Origin of the sequence: Massilia glaciei, assembly GCF_003011895.2 — a bacterium.
Lineage (GTDB): Bacteria > Pseudomonadota > Gammaproteobacteria > Burkholderiales > Burkholderiaceae_D > Telluria_A > Telluria_A glaciei.
This window is the reverse complement of sequence record NZ_PXWF02000040.1, coordinates 1-17,119: the sequence shown is the minus strand read 5'-3', so window position 1 is coordinate 17,119 and position 17,119 is coordinate 1. Positions and strand designations below refer to the sequence as shown.

Sequence of the window (17,119 nt, the reverse complement as noted above, 5' to 3'; positions counted from 1 at the left end):
CGGTGCGTAACACACGGCAGCGGTTCGACTATCGTCACCAGCCAGCTTCCGATTGAACATTGGCACGCAGCCATCGGCGACGCCACCCTGGCCGATGCCATCCTCGACCGCTTGGTCCACAACGCCCATCAGCTCAACTTGAAAGGAGATTCACTGCGGAAAAAGCGGGCAAATTTGACAAGCTCCGCCAGTCCAGAGTAAAACCACTCCTCAACCCCGCGCCGTTGCGCCCAAAGTGTCCAGTTTGACGTGGAACAGGTGTCCAGTTTGGCATGGAACAGGTGTCCAGTTTGCGCTGGAATGACTGTCCAGTTTGCGGCGGAACAGGTGTCCAGTTTGCGTGGAATACGCAGCCGCCTTCAAACCGGCCCGTTATCAGCATCTCGGCCGGCCCGAGTAGGGCATACTCAAAATCTGGTTCGTCCGGTTCGTCCTCACTTTTCAGAAGCCCTTCGGCCAGGGCCAGATCATCAAGCCTTAGGTCACGCAGCATCGTCAGGTGCCGGCCAGAATCGAAAGGGTCGTGAACGTGGATGTCAAAGGGGGCGCTGGAATTTGCTGTCGTTGGCGAGAATGGGTAAGACATCCATCATAATTCATCTTTAGTACACAAGTTAGTACGCAAAAACGATGGTCTTGGCGAAAGTGCCGTGGTTGAGCCATCGTTGCCTTGTCAGTCGCTTCTGCATCGAAATAGTCGGAAGTTTCATGTCGTTTTCCAGGTGACAGTCCGAGGACGAATTACCCGACGACGATCTTCACCGGCTTGCCCGCGCGGGCAAGCATATCGACCAGAGCGTCAATGGTGAATTTGCTGGTTTTCTTGTTCACGACATCGGAGATGCGGGGGCGGGTCACATGCAAAATAAGCGCCGCTTCACTCTGCTTAAGCTTCCGTAGCGCGATCCAATTCGTCAACTCGCTCATGAGCTGTTCTTTGAGGGCGAGAGCATGGTCGATTCTTTCGCGCGACTCGCACTCAAAGCGGCGCGCGTCCTCTGGCGAAAAGCCGAGTTCGGAAAATATATTGGTTGCGGCCCCGGTAACGTGGCGGATTTCCGTATCGATGTTGGCCGGCTGGGTCTTCCTCATTTTTTCGCCCTCCTCGCGTGAATGATGGCCCTGTATCGGGCACTGGCTATTTCCTTGTCGCGATTGGCAGTCACTTCGGTTTTCTTTTGAAAGCAATGCAGCACGTAAATCGCATCCTCAAATTTCGCCACGTACATGACCCGGAATATACCTGCAGAATCCCTGATACGGATCTCCCGCGTGCCGGGTCCGACATCGTTAAATGGCTTCCAGTCATCTGGGACCAACCCAGCTTGTACTTTACCGAGCTGAAAGCCCGCTTCGCGGCGCGCATCACTTGGAAAGCTTAGGATGTCCTCATAGGAAGAGCCAATCCAACGAATTTCTTTGTCGGTTGCCATAGTATCAAATTTTGTACATTGGTGGATTGAATAGGCCAACTGTCGCTTGCTCGCTTCAGGATCGCATGGGGCCACGGCTGTACCTTGTTTCAATCTCAATTGAACTGCCAGCCAGCCCGTTGCGGGAAAAAAGTTGAGCGTTGGGTAGCGAAATCGGTACCGTGATCTGAATCCTACGTGGACTGAACGCAATAGTTTATGCGGGTCGCATCAATTGCTTCGAAGAGAATGACAACCACGCGGGACAGACGGTGAGGCGCATCACGCACCATGCGGCTATGTGCTACGCTTTTCGCTCCACTGTCCCCAGCCCAGCCGCATCCACAGGACCAGAAAATATGAACCCGAGCACAGCCGCAGCACGCCAACCGCCACTCCGATGGGCCGCTTTCGCGCTGCTGTTCTGCGCGCTGCTCGCGGGCTGCGCCAGCATCGTCGGCCCGCGCGAGATATCCCTGCCCCTGTCGCGCCTGCAGGAGGGGCTCGAGCGCCGCTTCCCCGTGCAAAACCGCATGCTCGAGCTATTCGACGTCCAACTCACCCGGCCCCAGCTCTCGATCCTCGACGACAGCGGCAGGGTCGCGCTCGGCATGGACGCCTCGTTCGCGCCGGCCTTTTTGCGCAAGGCGTGGCGCGGGCGCATGGCGCTGTCTGGCCGGCTCGAGGTCGACCCCACGCGCAACGCGATCTTCATGCGCGACGCCCGGATCGACCAGTTCGTCGTCGACGGCATCGACCCTGCCCAGCAGCGCATGCTGGTCAGGGTCGCCGACCTGCTCATGGAGCAGCTCACGCGCGACCTTCCCCTGTACCGCTTCCGGCCCGAGGACGTGCGCTACGCGGGCATGCAATTTACGCCGACGCGCATCGCGACCACGCCGCGGGGGCTGGTGGTGACGATCGAACCGGAAAAATAACCTGGCCGGCCGGGTGCGCCGCGGGACAGCGATCAAGCGGACACATCTTTTGTATTGACCGGTTCCCGACTGGCCAATCCTGCTATGATTTAGCGGTGTCGACTTCTTGTTTTTTTTCCCGTTCCAGTCGGCCAGAACGCAGGCTTTGTGCAGGACAGGCAAGGCGGCCACGCCGGGCCGCCGGGCGCCGCTCCGGCGCGACCATTGCGGCACCGGTGGCGAATGTAAAGACTGGGATTGAGAATTCTCATGTCCGCACAATTCCACTCAAGTAACCTTGCGAAACAGTGATTGGCTGGCCTGAAGGAGGGATCGTGGAAACGACACAGGAAAGTATGCCGGACAAGGATGCGGGCGACACCGCCGTCCCGGTCGCGCGGCCCTTGCGCCCGCGCGACCTGGTGACGGCGAAAGGGGCTTGCTGGTACTGCGACAAGCCGCTCGACAGCGTGCGACGCTTCTGCGGCAAGGACTGCGCCGACGCCTACGACGAAGAAGCCGCCTACACGCGCTGACGCACCGGCCCGCGCCGCTCGCGCGCAAGCGTTTCACACTTCCCTCCATGTATTGCGCGCCGCCATGGCGCGGCCTTCAGCCGATTGCGCCCGGCCCGGATTTGTCGCCGAGCGCGCCGTCGAGCGCGCGCAGCGCGAGGCCGAGTTCCCGATCCAGCTTGGCCAACTCCGGCTGCCACAAGCCCGCGCCCGCGACCCCGCCGATGGCGTCCTCGAGCGCGCCTGCCTGCTGGTGCACGCGGCAGGCCCCGATCATTCCCGCGGCGCCCTTCAGGGTGTGCGCCTGGCGCTTCGCGCGCTCGGTCTCGCCCGCGCCCAGCACCACCCCGAGCGCGGCGGAAAAGCCCTCGTATTCGGCGCGGAAACGCCTGAGCATGCGCGCGTACAGGGCGCGGTTGCCCATCACCCGGTCGAGGCCCTCTTCGGTGTCAAGAATGGCCGCCGGCGACCCTTCGGGCGCGTCGCCGCAGGCGGCAGGCAGATCGGTTGGTGTCATGGCGTTCTCTTGTGGTTCTGAAAACCCGCGTGACATCAACGATACCATGTTGCATAACTGGAATCGGGCGCCGCCGGTTTATTTTGTCGTGAACGACCAGTCGCGCGCCACCGGGGACGAGCCGATCAGGCCGCTGAAGCTGACGTCGTAGGTGGTGTTGGCCTTGAGCGGCGCCAGCGGCACCAGCGCCGCGGCCGAGGCCGGCGTGTAGGCGCCATCGCTGGCTTTGCTCAGCAGCTTGACGTTGACATCGGCGCCGGCGCCCCGTTCGCGCAGGCGGAACTGCTGCACGCTCAGGTTGGCGCTGATGTTGGCGTGCACGCTGACCGGATAGCCGACCTCGTTGGCGCCGGCGACCGGATCGGGCGACTCCTCGTCCGAGAAGAAATTGCGCGTCACATTGATCTGCCCGTTGAACGGCCAGAGCGCGACGGTGCCGTTGGCGATGCCGGCGCCGAGCCCCCCGCGGGCGGCGAAATTGGCGGTGAAGTAGGTGTAGCCGTCGTTGCGGCGGGCCGAGCCGGTGCCGAGCTCCTTGAACATCGGTTCGAAGATCACGAAGCGGTGGTAGATCGCGGTCACCAGCGACTCGACCATGTAGGCGCCCGAATCGCTGTTGGTCGCCGAAATCACCTCGCCGTAGGCGAAGCTGGCGTTGCCGAAGCTGTAGCCGGCCGCGTTGAGGCGCTCGAGCAGTTGCGCGCCCGTGTAACCGGGCTTGCCCGCCACCTGGTCGTGGCTGACGATGTTGTTGATCCGTTGATACTCGGAATGGCCGAACGCGGCCTGGTCGACCTGGCCGTTCTGGACCAGCACCGGCATGCCGGCCTGGGTGCGGCGGAAGTTGACCCAGTTCAGGCCGTCGGTGGCGACGTTGTTGACCGACGCGGGCGAGCCCGGCTCCGGCGGCGGCGCGGGCGCCTGCTGCGCCGGGGCGGGCGCGGGGTCGCCGCCCGCGCCGCCGCCGCAGGCAAGCAGCGCGCACGCGCCGGCGAGCGTCAGGAGCCGGCCACTCCAGCGATTGAACTTGCTCATTTGATTACTCCTGCGAAATAAATTCCAATCCGCGATTTTAGGGCCAATCCCAAATGCGCTGAGCGCGTTTGGCGAAGTTGCAGCATTGGCCGTGTGGCACGGTAGAATGCGGAAACCGATCCACGGGAAACGTATCCCTATCTTAAAGCCATCCCACAGGCGGAAGCGACAACCTTTTGAACAAACTCACCCGCAAGCAGCAGATGGCGCGCGCCAAGTTCGCCCTGCCCAGCTTTGTCACCCTGCTCTCGCTCGCGTGCGGCTTCGGCAGCATCGTCATCTCGGTCGACAACGCCCACATCGGCGACCCCGGCGACTTCCGCCTGGCGGCCGTGCTGCTGGTGCTGGCCGGGGTGTTCGACGCGCTCGACGGCTTCGTCGCGCGCGCCACCAACACCACCTCCGAGTTCGGCATGCAGCTCGACTCGATCGCCGACGTCATGAACTTCGGCTGCGCCCCCGCCATCCTGCTGTACGGCTACGGCTTCGTGGGGCTGGGCGCCGACCATCCGACCCTGCTGCGCATCGGCGGGCTGGCCTGCTTCGTGTACGTCGCCTGCGGCGCGCTGCGGCTGGCGCGCTTCAACGTCAACGTGGCGCGCACCGATCCGCGCTATTTCGTCGGCATGCCGATCACCGCCGGCGCCGCCTGCGTGGCCTCTGTGGTGGTGGCCTGGCCCGATCCGGCCGCCAGCCTGGCGCACGCGGCGCTGGTGGTTGCCCTGATGACCGGCGTGGGCGCGCTGATGGTGTCGACGCTGCGCTTCCCGAGCTCCAAGCAGCCGAAGAATGCGGTCGTGTTCCTGCTCATCGGCGCCAACCTGGCGCTGCTGGCGTGGCTGCAGACGCGCTTCTTCGCGCTGTTTTTTGTCGGCTACGTGGGCGTGGCCCTGCTGTTCAACATCGGCTGGCGCGCGGGCTGGCGCGGCGTGGCGCCGCCGCAGCGCTTCGACACCGAGGACTAAGACGGCGGACCGGACGCGGCGGGATTGGCGGGATGATCGGGAAGGGAAGTGGCGGTAGGGCCGGCTCAGGCGAAGGTGAGGGTGAGGGTGAAGGTGAGGGGCGGGCGGATTAACTCAGGCGAATTTGTCGAGCAGGTCGGCCAGGCTGGCCGCGCTGGCCCGGGCCTCGTCCACGTCGCGCGCCTGCGCGCTCTGGTTGCGCATGGCGCCGGTGAGCAGTTGCACGAAGCAGCGGTCGAGCGCCTTGCGCGCCGCCGCCATCTGCTGCGCCACGGCGTCGCAGTCGCCCGGCTGGTCGGCCAGCGCGATCAGCTTTTGCACGCCGCGCAACTGGCCCTCGACCCGCGCCAGCCGGTGCAACAGGTCCTTCTTCTGCTGCGCGCCGAGCGCGCTCCCCTCGACGATCCTGCGCTCGCTGTCGGCCATCTCCGGCTCCCGTGGGCAATCTGGGTTGAAAGGGGCTGGCGGCTTACGCCACCTCGTGTCCGCGCCCGGCGCGCAGGATCTTGTACCAGTCGCCGTGGCTCAGCGTGAAGCGGGTGCCTGCCACCGCCACGGCGATCGCCTCGAGCCGGCCGCTGCCGGTCAGCGGCAGCGGGCGGCACGGCAGTTGCATGATCCACGCGAACACCACGCTGGCGAACGGCTGGTCGAGTTCGTCGGCGATCTCCTTGATGACCAGCCGCAGGCCCTCGGCGCGGTCCCCGGTGCCGCTGAACAGGCGCCCGCCCGCCAGCGGCGACCAGATCATCGGCGCCACCCCCAGGTCCTGCAGGCCGTCGAAGGTCTGGTCGAACATCGGCGCCATGTGCATGGGCGAGAATTCGACCTGGTTGGTCACCAGCGCGATGCGCTTGTTGAGGCACTCGAACTGGTGGCGGCTGAAGTTGGACACGCCGAAATGGCGCACCTTGCCGGCCTTGCGCAGGGCGCCGAAGGTCTCTGCGATCTCGTCGAAGTTCATGAGCGGGTCGGGCCGGTGGATCAGCAGCAGGTCGAGGCGGTCGGTGCCGAGCTGGCGCAGCGACTGCTCGACCGAGGCGGTGATGTGGGCCGCGCCCGTGTCGTAGTGCTGGATGGTGTGCGCGGGGCGCGCCGGCGAGACCAGTTTGATGCCGCACTTGCTGACCAGTTCGATCTTGTCGCGCAGGCCCGGCTGCTGCCGCAGCGCCTCGCCGAACAGGCCCTCGACGCCATAGCCGCCGTAGATGTCGGCGTGGTCGAAGCTGGTCACGCCGAGCGCGACGCACTGCTCGATGAAGGCCACCCGCTGCTGCACCGTCATGCCCCATTCGGTCATGCGCCACATGCCGGCGACGATGCGCGACATCGCCAAGCCCCCGGCGCTGGTTGCCACGCGTGGGCAGGAAAGGTCGGCTGGCAGGCGGTGTGGCATCGTCGTCGTTCTCGTTCTCGTTATTGGTTGATGAATGTAACTGCGAATGTAACTGCGAATGTAACTGCGAATGTGGCTGTGGGCACGCATCGCGCGATGTTAAGCAGGAGTGGCCCTGCCACCACATCGTCCCCGCGCACGCGGGGATCCATGGAACGCTGGCAATGAGCAACTGTTCTATGGGTCCCCGCGTGCGCGAGGACGATGTTGGTTCAGGTGTGCCGCCGATTCCCGTCAGCGATTCCTGCAAGCTTCCACAGCCGCTTCGTCCCGGGCGCTATTTGTTTGCTATTTGCTCGCTATTTGCTTGCTATTTGCTTACTTGTTGAACCAGAGCCGCATCGAATCCCAAGCGCGGCCGAAGATGGTCGCCAGCGGCACCTCCTCGAGCGCGACCACGGGCAGTTCGAGCATCGGCTTGCCATCGACCATCATCTTGAGGGTGCCGACTTTGCTGTTGAGCGCGAGCGGCGCGACCAGCGGGTCCTTGCGCTCGAGCACAGGCTTCATGCGGGCGGCCACGCCCTTGGGCACCGTCACCAGCACGTCGCTCGTGAAGCCGATCTTGACCGTGTTCTGCGAACCCTTCCAGACATGCGGGCTCTGGATCGCCTGGCCCTTGGCGTAGAGCCGGACGGTGTCGAAGTTCTGGAAGCCCCAGTTGAGCAGCTTCTGGCTTTCCTGGGTGCGGGCCTGGTCCGAATTGGTGCCGAGCACCACCGAGATCAGGCGGCGCACGCCGGCGCTGCCGTTCGGGCGGCGCGCCGAGGCGATCATGCAATAGCCGGCGGCCTCGGTGTGGCCGGTCTTCATGCCGTCGACGGTCGGGTCGAGCCACAGCAGGCGGTTGCGGTTGGGCTGGGTGATCTTGTTGTAGGTGAAGCTCTTGACCGAGTCGATCTTGTAGAACTGGGGGAAGTCGGCGATGACGCGCTTGGCCAGGATCGACAGGTCTTGCGCGGTCGAGAAATTGTCCGGGCTCGGCAGGCCGTGGGCGTTGGCGAAGCGGGTGTCCTTCATGCCCATGCGGACCGCCTCGCGGTTCATCAGCACCACGAAGGTGGCCTCGTCGCCGGCGACTGCCTCGGCCAGCGCGACGGCGGCGTCGTTGCCCGACTGGACCATCAGGCCGTGCAGCAGGTCGTCGACCTTGACCGGGGTGGCCGGGTCGATGAACATTTTCGAGCTGCTCGGGTCGACCTTCCAGGCCCGCTCCGAGACCGTGACCATCTGCTCGAGCTCGAGTTTTTTGTCGCGGATCGCGGCGAAGGTCAGGTAGGCCGTCATGATCTTGACCAGCGAGGCCGGCTCGATCCGGGCGGTCGGGTCCTGCGAGGCGATGACCTGGCCGCTGGTGGCGTCGAGCAGCAGCCAGGAGCGGGCGGCGATGGTCGGCGCCGGCACGGTTTGGGCGGCGGCGCCGGTCAGGAGCAGGACACTTGCGGCGAGGGCCGCGAACAATTTTTTCATGGGCTTAATATATTTGGGTGGACAGGTGCAGGGTGGGCAGGTGCGGGCGGCCGGGTTGGGCGCCGGAAAAAAAGAGCCCTGATTATAGGCGCTTGCGTCTGTTTTACAGCGCATGCTTCCACAATTGAATCACGAGGTTTTTAATGTGGCCGAGCTTGCGGTGGAAGAAATGGTCGGCGCCCGGGATCACGATCACGGGCAGGTCCTGCGGCCGCGCCCAGTCGAACACGGCGGTCAGGGGGATGGTGTCGTCGAGTTCGCCGTGGATCAGGATCGTCTCGGGCGGCACCTCGGGCATCGGCCACTTGCCGGCGGCGGTGCCGACCAGCACCAGGCGCTCGGCCGGCTCGCCCGCCCCGAGCAGGCGCTGCTGCAGCTGCGCCTGGACGAAGGTGCCGAACGAGAAGCCGGCCAGCGCCACAGGCAGGCCCGGATACAGGGCGCGCATGTGGGCCAGCATCATGGCCATGTCGTCGGTCTCGCCGTGGCCGTGGTCGTGGCTGCCGGCCGAGCCGCCCACGCCGCGGAAATTGAAGCGCGCCGACACGTAGCCGAGCGTGACGAAGGTGCGCGAGAGCGTCTGCGCGACCTTGTTGTCCATCGTGCCGCCGTACAGTGGGTGCGGGTGGGCGATCAGGGCGATGCCGCGCGGGGCCGCCTCGGGCGAGTCGAGCTGGCATTCCATGGCGCCGGCGTGGCCGGCCAGCGTGAATTTGGTGTTCTTGATCATAGGTCGGTGGTGCCGGTTGCGGGCTGGTTCGGAGCGGGGTTCAGATTTTCAGGCGTTCGACGACCTTGCCGCCGACCAGGTGGCTGTCGATGATCTCGTCGATGTCGCTGTTGTCGACATAGGTGTACCAGACGCCCTCGGGATAGACCACCAGCACCGGGCCCTCGGCGCAGCGGTCGAGGCAGCCGGCCTGGTTGACGCGGATCTTCTCGTGCCCGTTCAGGCCGAGCTCCTTGATGCGGCGCTTGGCGTACTGTTGGGCCAGGTCGGCGCCGACCTCGCCGCAGCAGGCGCGGCCGTCGACCCGCTTGTTCATGCAAAAGAAAACGTGGTGTTCAAAATAAGGTTTGTCGGGCTGGTCGGGCTGGTCGGGCTGGTCGCTCATGCTCTGCTCACGGGGCTGGGAAATTACTGCAATGATACGCGTTCTGCCTGGCGATTGAGTTTATGCGACGGCAGCAGCAGGAACCAGAGCGCCAGGAAGGACCAGGTCACCGACAGGAATTTGGCGGCGCCGTTGAAATTAAGAAACTTTCCCTGGTGCCAGCCCTGCAGCGTGGCCACGAAATACGGGTTCACGGGCACGGTGTTGACCACGAGCAGGCACAGCAGCAGGGTGGCCACGGCGAGGCGCCGCTGCGCCTGCTGCGGCGCGAACGCGAGGCCGGCGATCATGATGGCGCCGATCAGGATGCCGCCCTCGGCGCCCGGGGTCTTCCAGACCAGCGCGTGGTCGGGCGAGAACAGCAGCGAGCTCGCCAGCGTCTTGAGCAGCAGCGCCGCGCCGAGCATGCAGACCACGAGCAGGGCGCGCGGGGCCGCGCGCCGCAGCAGGCACAGCATGGTGAGGGCCGCGCCCGTCATGCCGCAGGCGGTGATGATGGTCTCGGAGAGCCAGAACTGCTGGGCGGTCATGGCGGCGCCGGGGCGCAGCATGGCGACCAGGTCGACGCTGTAGCCGAGGAAGTCGGTGAGCCAGCCGGAGATCATCGGCAGCACCTGGCCGTGGCCGAACAGGAAGCCGAGCGGGTAGATCTGGGCCAGCGGCCACAGCGCGACGAGCACCAGGCCCTGGCTCGCGTGCGGCGCGAACCAGCGCGCGCGCAGCTGGTACAGGCGGCCCTGGTCGAGGAAGGTGCGCGCCAGCAGGGCGCCGACGGCGGCCCCGACCAGGCAGCCGAGCGAGTTGGTGACCAGGTCGAGGTTGGACGGCACCCGGCTCGGCAGGTAGGTTTGCACAGCCTCCATGCCGCCCGAGATCAGCACCCCGAGCACGGCCGCCAGCAGCACCGCCCACGCGCCGCGCACGCGCGGGTGCAGCGCGAACACGATCAGGGTGCCGAGCGGGATGTAGCCGACGATGTTGACCAGCACGTCGAACCAGGTCCAGTAGCGCTGGCCGGCCAGGTTCAGGAAGGTGGTCGGCTCGATGCCGCTCGCGCGCCAGCCCGAGAACGGGTACCAGCTCGCGTAGATGATCAGCAGGACGTACGCGAACAGGGCCGCGCGCGCGACCGGCGAGCCGGCCTGCGCGGGCGGGGGCGGGGGCGCGGGCAGGGGCGCGCTCATTTTTTGGGCGCGGCGGCCAGCCAGGCCAGCATCTCGCCGGCCACCGCGTCGGCCGAGGCCGCGAGAGCGCGCGCGCCGCCGCCGGCGTCGGCGCTGGTGGCGGCGCTCTTGCGGCTGAAGGTGCGCTGGTCGAGCAGGCGGTGGCCGTCGAACAGCGAGGCGCGCAGCACCACCTGGCCGTGGCTGGCGCCGGGGCTGTCGAAGACGTGGCTGAAATCGTCGACCTCGATGCGCAGCAGCGGGATCCCGAGCGCGGCGTCCTCGGGCGAGAGCACCTTGACCCCGGCCTGCGACAGGCGCGACTTGAAGCGCTGGGTCAGCATCTCGAGCGGGCTGCTGCCCCAGCGGCTCATGGCGTAGGTGCGCGCCTGCAGCGGGTCGGCGTAGTTGAGGCGGTAGACCATGCGCTCGTTGTCGAGCGCGGGCGGGCCGCCGACGGCGGCCACGACCAGCGCCGGCAGCGGCGCGGCCGCCGGCGCGGCGGCCACTACCGGGGCGCCGAAGTCGTACACGGCGTTGCCGGGCTGCTTGGGGGTTGTGGTGCACGCGGCCAGCGCGGCGGCGGCGCCGAGCGCGCCGAGCAGCCGGCGCAGCGGGGGGGATGGCCGGGACGGCGTCGGGCTCAGGCTCAGGCTCGGTGGCGGGGTAGGGTTCACGGCGGCGGTCCTCATTGGGAAGGTGGTACGAAGCCCGGCTCGCCCGGTCCGGGCGCGGCGTTGGGGGCGCCGAACAGGATGCTTTGCGGACGGTCGGCGAGCGAGTTGGCGGTGCGCTTGACGGCGCGCAGCGAGGTGCGCGCCTCGCCCGTCATGGACACGAAGGCCGGCAGGGTTTGCATCTCGAGGTTGCTGATCACGCCGTCGAGCGAGCCGCCGACGCGCTCGATGGTGCCGGTCAGCTTGCTGAGCGGTCCGTCCTGGGCCTGCAGCGTGGTGGCGAGGCGGTCGTAGTTGTCGGCGGTGCGCGCGGCGCTGGTCGAGAAGGCGTCGAACTTGGCCAGGCTCTGGTCGACCTTGGCGGTCAGCTCGGGCAGGCGCTTGAGGGTCGGCTCGAGCTGGCGCGGGATTTGCTCGAACGCGGCGGCGGCCCTGCCCGCGTTGTCGAGCGCGGCCACGAACTTTTTCTGGTTCTCCGGCCCCAGCAGCTCATTGGCGCGGGTGGCCAGCGATTCGGCCTTTTCGAGGATCACCATGCCGCGCTTTTCGAGCTGGTCGAGGAAACCCGGGCGCAGCGCGATGTTGGCCGGATCCTCGGTATTGGTCGGCAGGCGCGGCGAACCGGTCTTGTCGTCGTCGAGCTGGATGAAGGCGATCCCGGTCACGCCCTGGTAGCCGAGGGTGGCGTAGGTGGTGGTGGTGACGGGCGCGTTCTCGTCGATCGCGAGCCGGATCAGGATTTGGCCGGCGATCTTGTCGTCGAAAATGATCTCGTCGACCCGGCCCACCTCGAGCCCGCGGTAGCGCACCGTGGCCTGCGGATTGAGGCCGGGAATCGACTGGGTGGTGGCGATCTCGTAGGGCGCCCGGTCCACGGTGTCGCGGTTGAACCAGATGCCGGCCGCCACGGTCGCGACCAGGAGCGCGAGCGTGAAGAAACCCGTCATTAGTGCGTGCGATCTGTTTTCCATAAGTTACTTCTCCGATTGCCCTGCTGGTCCGTCTGCTTGCTGGTCCGTCTGCCCCGGCGCCGCCTCGTCCGGCGCGCCGGCGCCCGCCTGGCCCTGCGCCTCGTGCGCCTCGTGGCCGTCGTGCTCGTCGTGCTCGTCGAGCACTTCGAGCGCGCGCTTGCCGCGCGCGCCCAGGAAGAATTGTTTGATGAACGGATGGTCCACCTCGAGCACGTCGCGCGTCGGCCCCAGCGCGATCACGTGTTTTTCGGCCAGCACCGCGACCCGGCTCGACAACGCGAACAGGGTGTCGAGGTCGTGCGTGACCATGACCACGGTCAGCCCGAGCTCGCGGTGCAGCGACCGGATCAGCGTCACGAAGGCGTCCGACAGGTCCGGGTCGAGCCCGGCGGTCGGTTCGTCGAGGAACAGCAGCCGCGGCTCGAGCGCGAGCGCGCGCGCCAGCGAGGCGCGCTTGATCATCCCGCCCGACAGGTCGGACGGCATCTTGAAGGCGTGCTCGATCCCCAAGCCTACCATATGCATCTTCAAAAACACGGCGTCGCGGATCACGTCCTCGGGCAGGGCGCGCAATTCGCGCAGCGGCTGGGCGATATTGTCGAACACCGACAACGCCGAATACATCGCGCCGTGCTGGAACAGCATGCCCCAGTGGTTGCGCATGCGCTGCAGCTGGCCCGCCTCGGCCTCGCTGATGTCCTCGCCGAACACGCGCACGTGGCCGCGCGCGGGCGTCTCGAGCCCGAGCATCTGGCGCAGCAGCACGGTCTTGCCGGTGCCCGAGCCGCCCACGATCGAGAGGATCTCGCCGGCGTAGATTTCGAGGTTGAGGTCCTGGTGCACGACGGTGCGGCCGAACTTGGTCCACAGGCCTTCGATCTGGACCACGGGCGGGCCGACGTCCTCGTCCGGCTTCATGGTCAGGCGCGGCGCGGCGCGCGCGGCGCCGCCCGGGCTGGTGCCCGGGCCCGCGCTGGGGTTCGCGCTGGGGTTCGCGCTGGGGTTCGCGCTGGGGCTCGCGCTGGGGCTCAATTTCGCGCTGTCGGTCACGGGAACCCCACGCCGCTGAAGATGATCGCGAACACGGCGTCGGCCAGGATCACGACCGTGATCGCGGTCACCACCGAGGTCGTGGTGCCGTGCCCGAGGCTTTCGGTGTCGGGCTTGATGCGCAGCCCGAAGTGGCACGACACGAGCGCGATCAGCACGCCGAACACGCAGCCCTTGAGCAGGCCGATGATGTAGTTGGCGAAGGGCACGGCGTCGGGCAACTCCTGGATGAAATAGCGGGCCGACATGTGCAGCTCGACCTTGGCCGCGAGGATGCCGCCGATCAGGGCCATGGTGTCGGTCCAGACCACCAGCAGCGGCATCGAGATGGCCAGCGCGATCACTTTCGGCATGATCAGGCGGTAGCCGTGGGAGATGCCCATCACCAGCATCGCGTCGAGTTCCTCGGTCACGCGCATCACGCCGAGCTGGGCGGTGATGGACGAGCCCGAGCGGCCCGCGACGAGGATCGCCGCCAGCAGCGGTCCGAGCTCGCGGATGATGCTCATGCCGAGCAGGTCGACCAGGAACACGTCGCCGCCGTAGCTGCGCAGTTGCTGCGCCGACAAGTAGGACAGCACCACCCCGATCAGAAAGCCGACCAGCGCCGTGATCCCCAGCGCCTGGAAGCCGGCGTGGTAGATGTTGGCCGAGATCTCGCGCCACGGCCCGGTCCGCGGGTGCCGGATGAAGCGCCCGAGGTCCTGCGTGACCTGGCCGATCAGGCCGATGAAGCCGCCCATGTGCTCGAAGAACGAGAGCATCGTCATGCCCAGCTTCATGACCCAGGTCAGGCGGTCGCGCGGCGTGCGCGGGGGCTGCAGCTTGCCGGCCGCTTCGATCCGCTCGAACAATTCCTCCTGGCGGTCGGCCAGCAGCAGCCGGGCCGGACGGGCCTTGCCCCAAGCGTTCCAGAACATCTGGGCGCCGATGTGGTCGAGGCTGGCGATCTGGGACAGGTCCCAGCTGGCCGCCGCGTCGTCCTTGAACTCGGCCAGCGTGGCGCCGAGCGACTTGATCTTGCCGCACTCGGCCAGCGCGTGCACCTGCCAGATGCCGGTGGCCACGACCGACTGCCCCGCATCGGGCGGGGATTTGTTGACGGTTAATGTTGGCGCATTTTCAATCGGCATTGCGCCAGTGTAAAAGAGTTTCGGCCGCACCGCTACCGTTGTGTGTGCGACATCGGTTTCGGGCCGCATCAGGCGGCGAGGTGGCGCGCCTGGCGCTGCGGAACGCCGGCCGCAGGCCTCGGCGCGTGGGCCTGCGCGGCGGTGGCGTCGACGCGGCCCGCGTAGTCGCGTCCGACCAGCAAGGTGGCCTCCTCCTTGCCCATGCCGCGCGTTTGCAGCCACTGGGTCACGAGGTTGGCGAGGCGGTCGAGCGCGATCCGGTGGGTGGCGTCGGTCTTGCTGTAGATCCAGTCGGAGAACGCCATGAAATTATCGAACGGCGCGTCGGCCAGCATGCGTTCGATGGTGTTGGCGAAGCGGCCCGAATTGGCGACCAGGTCCCAGTAGCGCGAGAACCGCACGAGCCGCTGCATGGTCTGGAAATCGATCAGGCTGGTCGCCAGGATGGTGTACGGCGCGTAGGCGTCGAACACGAGGCCGTATTGCTCGGTGTGGCGGATGATCGGCGTGCCGCGCAGGCGCTTGAGGATGCCGAACTGGATTTCGTGGGGCTTGAGTGCGACCAGTTGGTCGAAGCCGCGCGCGAAGCTGGCCATGTCCTCGCCGGGCAGGCCGGCGATCAGGTCGACGTGCATGTGGGCGTTGGAGTGCTCGCACAGCCAGCGGATGTTGTCGGCCGCCTTGGCGTTGTCCTGCTTGCGGCTGACCAGCGCCTGCACCTCCGGATTGAAACTCTGGATGCCGATCTCGAACTGCAGCGCCCCGGGCGGGAACTTGGCGATGCCCTCCTTGAGCGCGTCGGGCAGGTGGTCGGGCACCAGCTCGAAGTGGGCGTAGACGGGGTCGTCCGGGTTCGCCTCGAGCTTGTCGAGGAAGAACTGCATGATCTTCAGGCTGGTCTTGATGTTGAGGTTGAAGGTGCGGTCGACGAATTTGAACAGGCGCGCGCCGCGGGCGTGCAGGCTTTCGAGCTCGCCCAGGAAGGTGTCGAGGCCGAACGGCCAGGCCGTCTTGTCGAGCGCCGACAGGCAGAATTCGCATTTGAACGGGCAGCCGCGCGAGGCCTCGACATACAGGGTGCGGTGGGCGATGTCCTCGTCCGTGTACAGCGCGTAGGGCATGGCGATTTCGGCCATTGGCGGCTGCGCGCCCGCGTGGATCTTCATCAGCGGCTTCGGGCCGTCGAGTATGTCGCCGCACAACTTGGGGAACGTCACGTCGCCCCAGCCGGTGACCAGATAGTCGGCCATGCGGATGATGTCCTGGTCGCCCGTCTCGTGCGAGACCTCGGGCCCGCCGAGCACGATCGTGATCCCGGGCGCGATGCGCTTGAGCATGGCCACGACCTTGGTCGTTTCGTCGACGTTCCATATATAGACGCCGAAACCGATGATGCGCGGCGCATGCGAGAGCAGTTTTTCGACGACCTCGGTGGTCTTGGCGCCGATGACGAACTCCTGCAGACGGGTCCGGCCCTGCAGTTCGCCCATGTTCGCCAGCAGGTAGCGCAAACCGAGCGAAGCGTGGGCGTAGCGGGCGTTGAGGGTGGAGAGCAGGATGGTCATGGCGGGCGCGGCGGCGGGAAAGCAGCCATTTTACGCCTAAGCGGGCGTTGCCATCGGCTCGCCCCGCGCGCGCGCCGCGCCCGATCGCGCTTGCCAGTCCCGGGCAACCTGTCCGACCTCAAACGGGTGATCGCGCTGTGGCTCGCGGGCGGCACGCTCGGCCGCTTGATCGTCGAAATTTTAAATTCGATCTCTACAGGTCTGCATAACGTGGCAGCAAGTCCTGATCGACCAGCCGGATTTCGATGTCGTTCGCGATCTTGACGTGCTCGGGATTCGAATCGGAGAACGCTTCGTCCGTGATGCTGACAATGATTGTGCCCGCCTGTCTCTTGTCGGCAGAGAAAACGGGCACCAAGGCGCTCGCCTCGGGGACTTGTTTCGTCGACAGCACTCTCGGCAGGTAGAGCATCCAGCTAACTCCAGGACGGTCCTTGAATACCTTCTTCTCGCTATACCAAGCCGGGCCGAAGTTCACAAACAGAGCAGGCCAGATGCGGACCGCCGCTTGAATCCAGTCGGCACCCGCCTTCCAATCGTTGACCTCTGGCTTCACCCTCAGTTCGAAAGTAAATTGGTCTGGGCGGCCGACCGTCATGCAAATGGATGTCATGCCCGCGCTTTCCTCGTCGGAATTGGCGCCGTTCCATACGGAGATCGAGCGAATATCGGTTTTTCCATGGGTCTTGGTGCGCACGACGGCCCGGGCTGCCTCGCTTGCACCGCCTGCATCGAAAGCCTTATATTGCAGTGCTTCAGTTTCGCTATTGCCCGTTGCCAGATACCACTCATGGAGCAACGGCGAAAAACTGCCGACCACTTGCGAAAATCGATATATCTCGTCAAATTGGGTTTCGACTGATGGCAGCGATGCGCCGTCCCGGCGGTACTGAAGTTCTAGTGCTGGAATTGTCGGTTTCATGGCTGAAATACTACCTCCACATCGGGAAATGCCGCATGAATCATGCCGGAAAAGAAGCGATAGCTTGATGGCTCCATGAAATGCCACCTGAGCCGCACCGGCGGGCGGGGTTGGGCTGCGAGACTTTGAGCCACGGCTTCCGCAAAAAATGCGTTTCTGCCTTCCGACCACCATAGCTTTGGCCGACCAAATTGATCGAAGAACTGGTCATACCTTGCCTTAGCCTCCTTGAGCAGGCATTGGCTGGAGTCAAAGCCGTCGAACACCACGCCATTGAACATCCACTCCATGATGAA

21 protein-coding genes are annotated in these 17,119 nt (G+C 65.8%); 4 read left to right on the top strand and 17 right to left on the bottom strand.

The genetic code is table 11. The features are described 5' to 3' along the window. On the top strand, window positions 1–201 hold a 201-nt coding region (locus C7C56_RS02865; protein ID WP_181372994.1), incomplete at its 5' end, for an ATP-binding protein. Between the two features lie 540 nt (window positions 202–741). Here C7C56_RS02865 and C7C56_RS02860 read toward each other — a convergent pair. After that, a complete protein-coding gene (locus C7C56_RS02860) occupies window positions 742–1,092 on the bottom strand; it encodes a helix-turn-helix domain-containing protein (protein ID WP_106755991.1) in 351 nt (116 codons plus the stop codon). Beyond that, window positions 1,089–1,433, bottom strand: a complete 345-nt coding sequence (locus tag C7C56_RS02855; RefSeq protein ID WP_106755990.1) for a type II toxin-antitoxin system RelE/ParE family toxin — start codon at window positions 1,431–1,433, stop codon at window positions 1,089–1,091. The genes C7C56_RS02860 and C7C56_RS02855 overlap by 4 nt, the downstream gene beginning before the upstream one ends. Before the next feature lie 338 nt (window positions 1,434–1,771). Here C7C56_RS02855 and C7C56_RS02850 point away from each other — a divergent pair, with 338 nt between their 5' ends. Then, window positions 1,772–2,350, top strand: a complete 579-nt coding sequence (locus C7C56_RS02850) for a DUF1439 domain-containing protein (RefSeq protein ID WP_106755989.1) — start codon at window positions 1,772–1,774, stop codon at window positions 2,348–2,350. 314 nt (window positions 2,351–2,664) lie between these two features. Beyond that, window positions 2,665–2,865, top strand: a complete 201-nt coding sequence (locus C7C56_RS02845; RefSeq protein WP_229457966.1) for a hypothetical protein — start codon at window positions 2,665–2,667, stop codon at window positions 2,863–2,865. Between the two features lie 76 nt (window positions 2,866–2,941). Here the strand turns inward: C7C56_RS02845 and C7C56_RS02840 are convergent, their stop codons facing one another. Next, entirely contained in the window at window positions 2,942–3,361 is a 420-nt protein-coding gene (locus C7C56_RS02840; protein WP_181372993.1) for an Hpt domain-containing protein, read from the bottom strand. Between the two features lie 78 nt (window positions 3,362–3,439). Continuing rightward, the gene (locus C7C56_RS02835) at window positions 3,440–4,396 is read right to left on the bottom strand and encodes a CAP domain-containing protein (RefSeq protein WP_106755986.1); all 957 of its coding nucleotides are present in this window, start codon (window positions 4,394–4,396) and stop codon (window positions 3,440–3,442) included. A 203-nt stretch (window positions 4,397–4,599) separates the two neighbouring features. Here C7C56_RS02835 and pssA point away from each other — a divergent pair, with 203 nt between their 5' ends. Beyond that, window positions 4,600–5,361, top strand: a complete 762-nt coding sequence (gene pssA, locus C7C56_RS02830) for a CDP-diacylglycerol--serine O-phosphatidyltransferase (protein WP_106755992.1) — start codon at window positions 4,600–4,602, stop codon at window positions 5,359–5,361. 114 nt (window positions 5,362–5,475) lie between these two features. Here the strand turns inward: pssA and C7C56_RS02825 are convergent, their stop codons facing one another. The 13 genes from C7C56_RS02825 to C7C56_RS02765 form a co-directional block, all read right to left on the bottom strand. Next, on the bottom strand, window positions 5,476–5,787 hold the full coding sequence (locus tag C7C56_RS02825) for a metal-sensitive transcriptional regulator (protein WP_106755985.1): 312 nt from the start codon (window positions 5,785–5,787) through the stop codon (window positions 5,476–5,478). Window positions 5,788–5,830: 43 nt separating this feature from the next. Next, on the bottom strand, window positions 5,831–6,757 hold the full coding sequence (locus tag C7C56_RS02820; protein ID WP_106755984.1) for an aldo/keto reductase: 927 nt from the start codon (window positions 6,755–6,757) through the stop codon (window positions 5,831–5,833). A gap of 318 nt (window positions 6,758–7,075) precedes the next feature. Further along, complete coding sequence (locus C7C56_RS02815; RefSeq protein WP_106755983.1) at window positions 7,076–8,227, bottom strand: D-alanyl-D-alanine carboxypeptidase family protein; 1,152 nt, start codon at window positions 8,225–8,227, stop codon at window positions 7,076–7,078. 103 nt (window positions 8,228–8,330) lie between these two features. Then, window positions 8,331–8,957, bottom strand: a complete 627-nt coding sequence (locus C7C56_RS02810; RefSeq protein WP_106755982.1) for an alpha/beta hydrolase — start codon at window positions 8,955–8,957, stop codon at window positions 8,331–8,333. Window positions 8,958–8,997: 40 nt separating this feature from the next. Next, window positions 8,998–9,342, bottom strand: a complete 345-nt coding sequence (locus C7C56_RS02805; protein WP_106755981.1) for a (2Fe-2S) ferredoxin domain-containing protein — start codon at window positions 9,340–9,342, stop codon at window positions 8,998–9,000. 23 nt (window positions 9,343–9,365) lie between these two features. Beyond that, entirely contained in the window at window positions 9,366–10,526 is a 1,161-nt protein-coding gene (locus C7C56_RS02800; protein WP_106755980.1) for a VanZ family protein, read from the bottom strand. After that, window positions 10,523–11,182, bottom strand: coding sequence for an ABC-type transport auxiliary lipoprotein family protein (locus C7C56_RS02795; protein WP_229457963.1), 660 nt, complete (start codon window positions 11,180–11,182; stop codon window positions 10,523–10,525). The genes C7C56_RS02800 and C7C56_RS02795 overlap by 4 nt, the downstream gene beginning before the upstream one ends. A gap of 11 nt (window positions 11,183–11,193) precedes the next feature. Next, entirely contained in the window at window positions 11,194–12,153 is a 960-nt protein-coding gene (locus C7C56_RS02790) for an MlaD family protein (protein ID WP_106755978.1), read from the bottom strand. Window positions 12,154–12,156: 3 nt separating this feature from the next. Next, window positions 12,157–13,071: an ABC transporter ATP-binding protein gene (locus tag C7C56_RS02785; protein WP_229457969.1), complete on the bottom strand. Its 915-nt coding sequence runs from the start codon at window positions 13,069–13,071 to the stop codon at window positions 12,157–12,159. Window positions 13,072–13,199: 128 nt separating this feature from the next. Beyond that, on the bottom strand, window positions 13,200–14,336 hold the full coding sequence (locus C7C56_RS02780) for an MlaE family ABC transporter permease (protein WP_106755977.1): 1,137 nt from the start codon (window positions 14,334–14,336) through the stop codon (window positions 13,200–13,202). A gap of 68 nt (window positions 14,337–14,404) precedes the next feature. Continuing rightward, on the bottom strand, window positions 14,405–15,901 hold the full coding sequence (locus C7C56_RS02775; protein ID WP_106755976.1) for a B12-binding domain-containing radical SAM protein: 1,497 nt from the start codon (window positions 15,899–15,901) through the stop codon (window positions 14,405–14,407). A gap of 193 nt (window positions 15,902–16,094) precedes the next feature. Then, window positions 16,095–16,823, bottom strand: coding sequence for an immunity 52 family protein (locus C7C56_RS02770; RefSeq protein WP_106755975.1), 729 nt, complete (start codon window positions 16,821–16,823; stop codon window positions 16,095–16,097). After that, window positions 16,820–17,119, bottom strand: a 300-nt coding sequence (locus C7C56_RS02765) for a Tox-REase-5 domain-containing protein (RefSeq protein WP_219933092.1), incomplete at its 5' end; no start/stop codon positions are given. The genes C7C56_RS02765 and C7C56_RS02770, both read right to left, overlap by 4 nt.